The organism is Streptomyces rhizosphaerihabitans, assembly GCF_025399795.1.
GTDB classification, from domain to species: Bacteria; Actinomycetota; Actinomycetes; order Streptomycetales; family Streptomycetaceae; genus Streptomyces; species Streptomyces rhizosphaerihabitans.
Window position 1 is genome coordinate 223,358 of record NZ_JAODTZ010000004.1, and the last position, 11,387, is coordinate 234,744.

The 11,387-nt window shown below is 71.3% G+C and carries 10 protein-coding genes; 6 read left to right on the top strand and 4 right to left on the bottom strand.

The window, feature by feature from the left end:
• Positions 1-8 precede the first annotated feature (8 nt).
• Positions 9-1,379: a glutamine synthetase family protein gene (locus N4G66_RS05995; RefSeq protein ID WP_261702886.1), complete on the bottom strand. Its 1,371-nt coding sequence runs from the start codon at positions 1,377-1,379 to the stop codon at positions 9-11.
• 77 nt (positions 1,380-1,456) lie between these two features.
• Between N4G66_RS05995 and N4G66_RS06000 the strand changes: the two genes are divergently transcribed.
• Both N4G66_RS06000 and N4G66_RS06005 read left to right on the top strand, forming a co-directional pair.
• On the top strand, positions 1,457-2,194 hold the full coding sequence (locus tag N4G66_RS06000; RefSeq protein WP_261702887.1) for a FadR/GntR family transcriptional regulator: 738 nt from the start codon (positions 1,457-1,459) through the stop codon (positions 2,192-2,194).
• A gap of 114 nt (positions 2,195-2,308) precedes the next feature.
• Positions 2,309-2,989 carry a gamma-glutamyl-gamma-aminobutyrate hydrolase family protein gene (locus tag N4G66_RS06005; RefSeq protein ID WP_261702888.1) on the top strand — a complete coding sequence of 227 codons (681 nt, stop codon included), beginning with the start codon at positions 2,309-2,311 and terminating at the stop codon, positions 2,987-2,989.
• A 273-nt stretch (positions 2,990-3,262) separates the two neighbouring features.
• Here the strand turns inward: N4G66_RS06005 and N4G66_RS06010 are convergent, their stop codons facing one another.
• The gene (locus N4G66_RS06010) at positions 3,263-4,189 is read right to left on the bottom strand and encodes a LysR family transcriptional regulator (RefSeq protein WP_261702889.1); all 927 of its coding nucleotides are present in this window, start codon (positions 4,187-4,189) and stop codon (positions 3,263-3,265) included.
• A 95-nt stretch (positions 4,190-4,284) separates the two neighbouring features.
• Here N4G66_RS06010 and N4G66_RS06015 point away from each other — a divergent pair, with 95 nt between their 5' ends.
• The 4 genes from N4G66_RS06015 (at position 4,285) to N4G66_RS06030 (ending at position 9,474) form a co-directional block, all read left to right on the top strand.
• Positions 4,285-5,442 (top strand): TDT family transporter, encoded by a 1,158-nt coding sequence (locus N4G66_RS06015; RefSeq protein WP_261702890.1) that lies wholly within the window; start codon positions 4,285-4,287, stop codon positions 5,440-5,442.
• A 394-nt stretch (positions 5,443-5,836) separates the two neighbouring features.
• Complete coding sequence (locus tag N4G66_RS06020) at positions 5,837-6,706, top strand: HalD/BesD family halogenase (protein WP_315903618.1); 870 nt, start codon at positions 5,837-5,839, stop codon at positions 6,704-6,706.
• Between the two features lie 102 nt (positions 6,707-6,808).
• Positions 6,809-7,654, top strand: a complete 846-nt coding sequence (locus N4G66_RS06025; RefSeq protein ID WP_261702892.1) for a class I SAM-dependent methyltransferase — start codon at positions 6,809-6,811, stop codon at positions 7,652-7,654.
• Positions 7,651-9,474 carry a choline/carnitine O-acyltransferase gene (locus tag N4G66_RS06030; RefSeq protein ID WP_261702893.1) on the top strand — a complete coding sequence of 608 codons (1,824 nt, stop codon included), beginning with the start codon at positions 7,651-7,653 and terminating at the stop codon, positions 9,472-9,474. The genes N4G66_RS06025 and N4G66_RS06030 overlap by 4 nt, the downstream gene beginning before the upstream one ends.
• Positions 9,475-9,632: 158 nt before the next feature.
• Here the strand turns inward: N4G66_RS06030 and N4G66_RS06035 are convergent, their stop codons facing one another.
• On the bottom strand, positions 9,633-10,352 hold the full coding sequence (locus N4G66_RS06035) for a helical backbone metal receptor (protein ID WP_261702894.1): 720 nt from the start codon (positions 10,350-10,352) through the stop codon (positions 9,633-9,635).
• Between the two features lie 114 nt (positions 10,353-10,466).
• Positions 10,467-11,048 carry a helix-turn-helix domain-containing protein gene (locus N4G66_RS06040; protein ID WP_261702895.1) on the bottom strand — a complete coding sequence of 194 codons (582 nt, stop codon included), beginning with the start codon at positions 11,046-11,048 and terminating at the stop codon, positions 10,467-10,469.
• Between the last annotated feature and the right edge of the window lie 339 nt (positions 11,049-11,387).

The following is an 11,387-nucleotide window of genomic DNA, read 5'->3' on the forward strand; positions in this document are numbered from 1 at the left end:
GGGGGTCCTCACATGCGTTCGAAGGAGCGGCGCAGCTCCCAGTCGGTCACCGCGGCGTCGAAGGCCTCCAGCTCGACGCGCGCCATGTTGCGGTAGTGCTCGACCACCTCGTCGCCGAAGGCTGCTCGGGCGATGGGGCTGTTCTCCCAGAGTTCGGCGGCCTCGCGCAGGGTGGTGGGGACGTGCGCGTACTCGGCGGTGTAGGCGTTGCCGGCGCACGCCTCGGGCAGCTCCAGCTTCCGCTCGATGCCGTACAGGCCGGCCGCGACGAGTCCGGCGACGGCCAGGTGCGGGTTGACGTCGCCGCCGGGGAGCCGGTTCTCGAAGCGCATCGAGCGGCCGTGGCCGACGACCCGGAGCGAGCAGGTGCGGTTGTCGTACCCCCAGGCGACGGCGGTCGGGGCGAAGGAGCCGGGCTGGAACCGTTTGTACGAGTTGATGTTGGGCGCGTACAGGAGCGAGAAGTCACGCAGGGCGGCCAGTTGTCCGGCGAGGAAGTGGCGCATGACCTCCGACATGCCGCCCGGGTCCTGCGCGGAGCCGGCCATCACGTTGGTTCCGTCGGCGTCGGCGAGGGAGAGGTGGATGTGGCAGGAGTTGCCCTCGCGCTCGTTGTACTTCGCCATGAAGGTGAGCGAGACGCCCTCCTGGGAGGCGATCTCCTTGGCGCCGGTCTTGTAGACGGCGTGCTGGTCGCAGGTGACGAGGGCCTCGTCGTACTTGAAGGCGATCTCGTGCTGGCCGGGGTTGCACTCCCCCTTGGCGGACTCGACCGTGAGGCCCGCGGCCTGCATCTCGTTGCGGATGCGGCGCAGCAGGGGCTCGATGCGGCCGGTGCCGAGGACCGAGTAGTCGATGTTGTACTGGTTGGCCGGGGTGAGGCCCCGGTAGCCGGTGTCCCAGGCCTGTTCGTAGGTGTCCTTGAAGACGATGAACTCCAGCTCGGTGCCGACCTGGGCGGTGTAGCCGAGTTCGGCGAGGCGGTCGAGCTGGCGGCGCAGGATCTGGCGGGGCGCGGCGACCACCGGGGAGCCGTCGTTCCAGGCGAGGTCGGCGATGAGCAGGGCGGTGCCCTCGTTCCAGGGGACGCGCCGCAGGGTGGCGAGATCGGGGTGCATGGCGAAGTCGCCGTAGCCCCGGTCCCAGGAGGACATGGCGTATCCGTCGACGGTGTTCATGTCGGTGTCGACGGCGAGGAGGTAGTTGCAGCCCTCCGTGCCGTGCTCCAGGACCTCGTCGAGGAAGAACGTCGCGGCGAACCGCTTGCCCTGGAGCCGCCCCTGCATGTCGGGGAAGGCCAGGACGACCGTGTCGATGTCCCCTGCCTCGACAAGACGGCGCAGTTCTTCGACGGAGAGCGGGGGTGTGCGGTCTGCCACCGGAAAAGCCTCCTTGGGTCAGCCGAGAGCCATAAGGTATTGCGGAGAACCATTGCTTGGGAAGGGGGCGCGACCTGATGACGCGGGAGGAACCCGACCGTGGGACGGACGACCGGCTGACGCCGGTGCTGCGGCCGGTGCGGGCGGGCAACGGTTTCGAGGAGGCGCTGGAGCAGATCCTCCAGATCGTCCGGCTCGGCCTGGTGCCGGGTGGTGAACGGCTGCCCGCGGAGCGGGAGTTGGCCGAGCGACTCGGTATCAGCCGGGTGACCTTGCGCGAGGTCCTGAAGGTGCTCCAGGACCAGGGTCTGGTCGAGTCGCGGCGCGGCCGGTACGGCGGCACCTTCGTACTGGCACGCACTGCCACGCCCGGCGAGCACGAGCTGCGCCGCCGGGTCGCCGCGGTCGACATCGAGGACGTGCTGCGTTTCCGCGAGGTCCTGGAGGTGGGTGCCGCCGGGCTGTGCGCGACGCACGGGCTCGACGCGGAGCAGGCCGGCCGGCTGCGCGAGGCGCTGACCCGGACGAACGACGCCCCGCTGGCCGACTACCGGCGACTGGACACCATGCTCCATCTCACCCTCGCGGAGCTGTGCGGCTCCTCCTCCCTCACCGCGCGGTACGCGGCCGTCCGCGCCTCCGTCAACGACCTGCTCGACTGCATCCCGCTCCTCGTCCGCAATCTGGAGCACTCGCAGCGCCAGCACACCGCCCTCGTCGGGGCGGTCCTCGACGGGGACGCGGACGGCGCGCGGGAGATCATGCGGGAGCACTGCGCGGGCACGGCGGCGTTGCTGCGCGGGTTCCTGGCGTGAGCGGACGGGCGTGAGGGGCGCGTGGTGTTTCCGCCCCTCATCGCCCAAAGGTATGAGACCTTTCCATTGACGTTCCATGGGAGTCGTGGCGACCCGGATCCGAGGGAGAAGCGCGTGAGCAGGCCGCTGATCGGTGTGAGTACGTATCTGGAGGTCGGGGCGCGCTGGGGTGTGTGGGAACTGGAAGCCGCGCTGCTGCCGGCCGGCTATCCGCGGCTCGTGCAGCGGGCGGGCGGACTCGCCGTCATGCTGCCGCCGGACGATTCGGCCCTGGCGCCCGAGACCGTCGCCCGGCTCGACGCGGTGGTCGTCGCGGGCGGCCCCGACGTCGACCCCCTCCGCTACGGAGCCGAGCGCTCCCCGCGTACGGGCCCGCCCGCTCCCGAGCGCGACGACTGGGAACTCGCCCTGATCCGGGCCGCGTTGGACTCCGGCACCCCGCTCCTGGGTATCTGCCGGGGCCACCAGCTCCTCAACGTGGCGCTGGGCGGCACGCTCGTCCAGCACCTCGACGGCCATGTGAAGGACACCAGCGTCGTCGGACACCACGAGGTGACGCCCGTACCCGGGACGCGGTACGCCGCTCTCGCACCGGAGCCGTGCGAGGTGCCGACGTACCACCATCAGGCGGTGGACCGCCTCGGTGACGGTCTCACGGTCTGCGCGCACGCTGCGGACGGCACCGTGGAGGCGATCGAACTCCCCGGCCCCGCCTGGGTGTTGGGGGTCCAGTGGCACCCGGAGATGGGCGACGACCTGCGGGTGATGCGGGGCCTGGTCGCGGCGGCGTCCTGAGCGGAGGAATTCAGCCCCTCCGGCACTTGAGAAGCAGGGGCCGAGTTCGGCCCCTGCGGCGATCGAGGAGCGGGGGTCCGGGGGCAGCGCCCCTGGGGACGATGGGGGCCCCTGGTCGAGCGAAGCCGAGACCTTGGGGAGCCAAGCCGAGACCTTGGGGAGCCAAGCCGAGACCTTGGGGGAGGGTAGGGGCGGAGAGGGCGAAAACGGCCTGTGGTCAGGCGGCACCCCGTGTCCCTGTGCGGTCAGGCGGCATCCCGGGGTCCCGTGCGGTCAGGCCGCGCCCCTCGTCAGGGAGAGCAGGTCGCGGGCCGGGCCCGTGGGGCGGTGTCCCGTCGGCCAGACGGCCCGCAGGGCACGGGCGAGCCGGACGTCGGCGAGCGGGATGCTCACCAGACGGTGGGCGGAGAGCTCCTCGCCGAGGGCCAGTTCGCTCAGGACGGCGGGTCCGGCTCCGCTGACGGCGGAGGCCTTGACCGCCGTCGTCGAGGACAGTTCGATCAGCGGGCGGGCGAGCCCGCCGAGCGCGGTGTCGAGGACCTGACGCGTACCCGATCCCTCCTCCCGCAGGATGAGCGGCGTGGCGGCCAGCTCCGCCGCGGCGAGGGGCTTACGGCGACGCGCCCAGGGATGTCCGGGCGCCGTCACCACGATCAGCCGGTCGTGCGCGATGACGGTCGCGTCGAGGCCGGACGGCACCGAGAGGCCCTCGACGAAGCCGAGGTCCGCCTCGCCGGACAGGAGCCGCTCCGCGACGCCGGCGGAGTTCCCGGCGAGCAGCGACACGGCCGTATCGGGGCGCTGCGCGCGCAGCGCGATCAGCCAGCCCGGCAGCAGGTACTCGGCGATGGTCATGCTCGCGGCCACCCTCAGCCGAGAGTCGCGCCGGTCCCGCAGCGCCTGCGCCCCCGCGTCGAACGCCTCGGCCGCGTCCACCACCCGCCGCGCCCAGTCCGTGACGAGCGCCCCCTCACGGGTGAGCCGGGATCCGCGCGGCGAACGGTCGACGAGCGCCACCCCGAGCAGCCGCTCCATGGACCGGATACGACTGCTGGCCGCCGGCTGGGTGATCCCCAGCTCGCGTGCGGCGCGCCCGAGACTGCCGAGGCGCGCCACCGCCAGCAGCAGTTCCAGCGCGCCGAGATCGGGTACCCGGTGCGCGATCCCGACGCCGGGCCGATCCTCAGCACCGCTACTCATGGCGATCCTCAGCGCTGCTGCTCATAAAGCCAGCTTATGCCCTCATAGGCCCGCACTCCCTGGTGGGGAGCCGACGCGAGCGCGACCGTGGTGCCATGGTCACCGCAGCCCAGCCCCTGTCCGCCCATCAGGCGGGAACCGTCCCCGACACGAAGACCCCCCGTGTCCCGGGAAACCGTGCCATCGCCACGGTCCGGCATCTCGGCCCGAACTGGTACGCCTCCGTGATGGGCACCGCGATCGTGGCCACGGCCGGAGCCGGACTGCCCGGAAACGTGCCGGGCCTGCGCACCGCCTGCGCCGTCGTGTGGGCCCTCTCGCTCACCCTGCTGGTGTCGCTGCTCGTCGCCCGCGCCCTGCACTGGACGCACCACCGCGACCAGGCCCGGGCCCACCTCCTCGACCCGGCCATGGCCCCCTTCTACGGCTGCCTCTCCATGGCCCTGCTCGCCGTGGGCGGCGGCACGCTGCTCGTCGGCCGGGACTGGATCGGGATGCAGGCGGCGGTCGCCGTGGACACGGTTCTGTTCGTCGCCGGGACACTGATCGGGCTCGCCGCCGCCGTGACCGTCCCGTACCTCATGGTCGTACGGCATCGGATCGAGCCCGGACAGGCGTCACCCGTGTGGCTGCTGCCGATCGTCGCCCCCATGGTGTCGGCCGCCCTCGGCCCCCTCCTCGTTCCCCACCTGCCGGCCGGACAGCCCCGGGAGACGCTGCTCTTCGCCTGTGTCGCGATGTTCGGGATCAGCCTGCTGGCCACCTTCGTGATGCTGCCGATGATCTTCGCCCGGCTCGTCACCGCGGGCCCGCTGCCGCTTGCGCTCACCCCGACGCTGTTCCTCGTACTCGGCCCGCTGGGCCAGTCGACGACCGCGGTGGGCAAGTTCGCGGACGCCGCGCCCGGTGTGGTGCCCGCCCCGTACGACCAGGGCTTCGCGCTCCTCGCCGTCCTCTACGGCGTCCCCGTGCTGGGTTTCGCGCTGCTGTGGCTCGCGCTGGCCGTCGCGATGGTCGTACGGGCCCGCCGCCAGGGCATGGGCTTCGCGATGACCTGGTGGGCGTTCACCTTCCCGGTGGGAACCTGTGTGACCGGCGCGGAGGGCCTGGCCCGGCACACCGGCCTGGTCGCCTTCGACGCGCTCGCCGTCGCCCTGTACGCCCTGCTGGTGACCGCCTGGTCGGTGGCCGCCGTCCGCACCGCACACGGCCTGATCAGCGGCAAGCTGCTCGCAGCGCCTTCGCGCAAGTAGCCTTTCGCGGCTGCCTTGCCATGCCTTTGGACGACACCCCTGCCCTTCGGATCGTGCGGATCCGAAGGGCAGGGGTTCCCGTTTGGGGGCATCGAAGTACTCGTCCGAGTTCCGGGCGGATGCCGTCGCGCCGTACCACGCCGGTCCGGGTGGAACGTATACGTCGGTGGCCAGGACCTGCTCACAGTTGGGCAGTGTGACGCGTCACAGACAACATGGCACCGCTGTGGGAACTTCAAGTGCCCCTCCTGCCAGCCGAGTTACCGAAGATCCGAGAGTGAGGTCGGGCCGACCGCACGGATTGCGTCGCTCGGCCCGTGTGTGCGTAAGAGGCGGAACCGTGGGCCGTCGAGGGAACCGACGAGAGGGGCGGCCCGCATGTGGAGAGGATCGAATGCGCTCTTTGGAAGCCCTGACGCTTGATCAGGTGGTCGACACGGCTCGCTATCCCCTGTCGGAACCCGCGAGCGCCCGGGGACAGGCCGTGGTCTCCCGTGCCCGACACGACCTGTCGACTCTCGGCTGCACCGTGCTGCCGGACTTCGTCCGCCCGTCGCTGCGCGATGTGCTGCGGCAGGAATGCTCGGACATCGCCCCCCGGGCGCACCACGACGTCGAGACGGTGAACGTCTACAACATCGCGGTGGACTCGGCGCTGCCGGAGGACCATCCGGGCCGGAAGACCTTCGAGCGGGGTAACGCGTTCGTCGCGCGGGACCGCGTTCCCGCGGACTCCCTCATCAGCCGGCTCTACTCCGACACGGTGTTCCGGCACTTCATCGCCCGCTGCTTCGAACTGCCGGAGCTGCACGAGCTGGCGGACCCGCTCTCCGGGCTGGTCCTCAACGTCGTCGCGCCGGGCATGGAGCACCCCTGGCACTTCGACACCAACGAGTTCACCGTGAGCATGCTCACCCAGCAGGCGCAGGCCGGCGGCGTATTCGAGTACTGCCCGAACATTCGGACCGCGCAGGACGAGAACTTCGACGACGTCCGGGACGTGGTGGACGGCCGAGGCGAGCGGTTGACCCGGCGCCTCCCCCTCCAACCGGGTGACCTTCAGTTGTTCAAAGGGCGCTACTCGCTGCACCGAGTGAGCCCGGTGCGCGGCGAGGTCGCGCGCCACTCCGCGATATTCGCCTACAGCGAGCGCCCCGGCGTCATCGGAAGCGTGGAACGGACCCGGCAGCTCTTCGGCCGGGTGCTGCCCGAGCATCTGGCGGCCGAGGGCCGGGCGGTCCGCGGCGACCGGCTCCTGGACTGACGGACGGCGGGAACGCGTAGTCGCCGCAGTCCGCCTCCCTCCTTCCCCCTCCCCCTCCTTCCCTCTCCTTCCCCCTGCGCGATCCACGGAGGAGTAAGCCCTGTGCGTTTCGACGTGACCGGAAAAGTCTCACTCGACCACATCTACGACCAGCCCGACCCGCGAACCTATTTCAGGGCGCTGCGCCCGCTCGACTACGGCGTTCCGCAGCAGGCCAAGCCCTACTTCGCCAAGATCATCACGGAGTACCGGGAGTCCCAGCACGTCGCGGTACCGAAGGTGCTGGACATCGGCTGCTCGTACGGAATCAACGCCGCCCTGCTGAAGTACGACGCGACCATGGACGAGCTGTACGCGCGCTACGGCGACGAGGAGCGTGCGGCCGAGAGCCGCGAGGCTCTGCTGGCCCGCGACCGGGAGCTGGCCCGGTCACGCCGACCCCCGCAGGCGATCCGCTTCGTCGGCCTCGACACCTCCGGCAGCGCACTGTCCTACGCCCTTGAGGCCGGGTTCCTCGACGACGTGGTGCACGCCGACCTGGAGCAGCACGAACCCACACCGCGACAGCGCGCCCAGCTCTCGGGTACGGACCTGGTGATCTCGACGGGCTGCGTCGGCTACGTCACCGAGCGGACGCTCACGCGAGTCGTCCGGGCGCAGGGCGTCCGCCGCCCCTGGATGGCGCACTTCGTGCTGCGGATGTTCCCGTTCGACCCCGTCGAGCGCGCGTTGGCGGGGCTGGGCTACCGGACCGTCCGCGTCGACGAGGTGTTCAGACAGCGGCGGTTCGCCTCCCCGCAGGAGCAGGCGCTCGTGCTCGACAGCATGTCGGCCGCAGGGGTGGATCCACGGGGCCTGGAGGCGGAAGGCTGGCTGTACGCACAGCTCCACCTTTCCCGGCCGTACGACATCACAGGTACCAACGAGCCGAATCGAGAACAAAGTTGAAGACCAGTCAGGATGCGTCGGGCAACGCGACCTTCGCCCAGGAGGACAGCCTCCCGCGCGTGCCGCTGCCGACGCTGGACGCGAGCTGCGAGAGGTTTCTCGCCTGGTGTACGCCGCTGCTGACCGCGGACGAGCGGTCGGCGACCGAGGCGGAGGTCGCCGCCTTCCTCCGACCCGGTGGCCCCGGCCGGGTGCTGCATGCCGCGCTGGAGGAATACGACGCCACGGAGGGCGTGCACAGCTGGCTCGACACCTTCTGGCCGTACCGATACCTGGGCCGCCGGGACCGGATCGCCCTCAACGCCAACTTCTTCTTCTTGTTCAAGGACTCCGACCAGGCGCAGGTGGAGCGGGCGGCCGGGCTCGTCGCCGGGGCCCTCAACTACAAGCGGCAGCTCGATCAGGGGCTGATTCCACCGGTGGTGCAGCGCGGAGCACCTCAGTCGATGGTGCAGAACAAGTTCCTGTTCTCCAGCACGCGTATCCCCGGCCCGCAGCAGGACACCGTCCGCGCCCCCCATACCGAGGAGTGGCCGGGCCCGTCCGAGGCCCGGCACATCGTGGTGTTCTTCCGGGGCGGCATGTTCCGGCTGAACGTGCTGGGTCCGGACGGTGTCCCGCACAGTCTGGATGACATCGAGGCGGGGCTGCGCGCCGTGATGAAGGCCGACCCGGCCGGCGCGGACACCTCGGTGGGGCACCTCACCACCATGGCCCGCGCGGAGTGGGCGGCCGCCCGGGAGTCCCTTCTCGCCTGCCACCCCCGCAACGCCGACGCCCTCGACGATGTCGAGACCGCGCTGTTCTGCGTCGCTCTGGAGGACTTCGCCCCCGCGGACGTCCAGGACGCCTGCGACCAGCTGCTGTACGGCGACCGCGGCAACCGCTGGTTCGACAAGGCCGTGTCCTTCGTCGTCTTCGCCGACGGGCGGGCGGGCATCAACGTCGAGCACTGCGAGCTGGACGGGACCACGATCCTCACCTTCACCGACGCCCTGTTCGACACCCCGGCCGAGGAGCAGTCCCGGCAGTCCGGAGCCCGCTCCCAGGGGCTGCCGGCGCTGGAGCCGATCGTGTTCGAACTGGACGACGCGCTGCGGGACCGGGCGCGCTCCGCCGCCGAGGCGTTCGCGGCGTACGGGGAGAGCACCGCGACCAGCACGTTGTCGTTCACGGACTTCGGCAGCAGCGCGGCCAAGGTGCTGAGGGTCTCGCCGGACGCGTTCGTCCAGGCCGCTTACCAGCTCGCCCACCAGCGCGCCAAGGGGCACCTGGGCGCCACGTACGAGTCGATCGCCACCCGGCAGTACCGGCACGGGCGGACCGAGGCGATGCGCGTCGTCACCACCGAGATGGCGGCTTTCGTGGCGGCGATGGAGGACCCGGCAGCCGACGCGGACGCGCGGCGCGCCGCGTTCCGGGCAGCCACGGAGGCCCATGTGGCACGCGCGAAGGCGTGCCAGGCCGGGCAGGTGCCGGAGCAGCACCTGTGGGAGCTGGAGCTGATCCAGCGCCGGCGGGGGGCCGAGCTCGGGGTGACCGAACAGCCCGCGCTGTACCGGACGCCGGGCTGGTCGACCATGCGGGACGACTATCTGAGTACGAGCTCCGCGCCGTCCGTCAATATCCAGTACTTCGGCTTCGGGTCGACCAGCAGCCAGTGCATCGGTGTCGCCTATGTGCTGCTTCCCGAGCGGTTCAACCTCTATCTGAGCACGCCGTTGGCGGTCGCCGCGCAGATGCGGACGTTCGCCGACCGGCTCCGGGAGGCGATGGACGAACTCCGGGAGCTGCTGGCGTCCGAGCGGCCCGAGGACTGAACGGACCCCGCCGCCGGACCGGAACTCCGGGTCGGGGACCACGGTCCGGCGGCCCGGAGGGCTTCAGCGGCTGAGCCCGGGGTGCTGATTTCGCCCATCCAGAAAGGAAGTTCAGGCCTTGCGGCGCCTCGTCCGATGGTCATGACCGCGTCCGATGGTCATGACCGCGCTGCTCGCAGCGCCTCGCCGAGTCGTGCGGGTGCCTCCGCCAGTGACGGTCCGTACCAGGTCAGCAAGCGGCCGTCGACGAGGGCGCGGGGCACCCCGGGGAAGGCCTCGGGCCCGTCGTCGGCGGTGAAGCGGTACGGCTCGTCGGGCAGCACCACGAGTTCCGGGGACGCCGCGGTCAGCTCGGAGAGCGGGACGCGGGGATAGCGGTCCTCGTGCTGCGCGTAGAGGTTGTCGACGCCGAGCCGGGCGAGGACGTCTCCGGCGAAGGTGTCCCGGCCCAGCACCATCCAGGGCCGCCGCCAGATCGGCACGATCGCGGTCGTACGGCGGGCGGGCGCGGGCGGCTCCGCCCACGCGGCCTCCGCGGCCTCCAGCCAGTGCGGGCGACTGCGCGCGCCGCAGGCAGCGAGCACCCGGTCCAGTTCGCGAAGGGCCCCGGGCACATCCCGCACCTCGGTGACCAGTACCTCGATCCCCGCCTCCCGCAGCGCGGTCAGATCGGGCTCCCGGTTCTCCTCCTCATTGGCGACGACGAGGTCGGGCGCGAGCCGTACGACGGCGTCGACGTCGGGGTTCTTGGTACCGCCGATCCGCAGGACGTCGAGGTCCGCGGGGTGGCTGCACCAGTCGGTGGCGCCGACCAGGGCCGAGGGCACCGACACGGCGACGGCCTCCGTGAGCGAGGGCACGAGGGACACCACCCGCATAACCGTCCGCCTCTCCCGCGCCGTCCTCTCTTCCGCCATCCTCTCGCGCGCCGGCTTCCCCCGCCTTGTTCCCGCTCGCGCCGTCCTCTCCCCCACCGTCCTCGGCCGCGCCGCTCAGCGCTTGCCGAAGGTGTGCCGGTCCTCCACCGCGTCGATGTGGTCGGCGACCTCGACGACGACCACCCGGGTGTCCGGCACGGTGGCGCGCCAGCGGTGCCGCACCCCGCCCGTCAGGTAGAGCGTGTCGCCGCGCCCCAGGCGATGGGCACGCCCCTCCGCCTCGACCTCGACGGCACCGTCGGCGACGTACATCAACTTGTCGTTGCGGTGCTGGAGTTCGCGTCCCTCTTCGTGGTCGCCGGTGAACTCGGTGGCGTGCAGCTGGTGGTGACCGCGCACCAAGGGGCGCGCGTGGGCCTCGGGAGTGAACTCGGCACCGGCGTCGGCGCGCACGACGTCGACACTGCACGCCGGGTCGGCGGCGGCGAGCAGTTCGACGGCGGTGGTGCCGAGGGCGTCGGCGACTCTCTCCAGGGAACTTCTGCTGGGCCGCGCCCGCTCGTTCTCCACCTGGCTGAGAAAGGGCACCGACAAACCACTGCGCTCGGCCACGACGGCAAGGGTGAGCCGCAGTGCCCGACGCCGTCGCCGTACGGCCGCGCCCACCCGAAGGGGCTGTTCTTTGTGGTCGCCCATGGCTCCGGCTCCCTCCCTCGCGTCGTCGGTCCGCGAACCGTCCGGATTTCCGGTTCGCCGCTTCTGATGAGTTGTTTGCACCCTACGCATGTTCGGCAAACCGTTTCATGGACCCGTCACATCGCTGTCACATCGAGGGAGTGTGAGGGTTACAGTTCGCGCCACCACGCGAGCCGTCGCGCGCCCGGCGCCGCGGTCCCCCCGCGCGAGACGAAAGGGCCGATCACCCAGGCGGTATGCCCGTCCGGACCCGCCGGCCGTCGGATCGGATCCTGAAGTCCGTTCTCCCGGCGCACAGTTGGCGCTCCGCGCCGCCCCGCAACCCGCGGTGGCCGATGC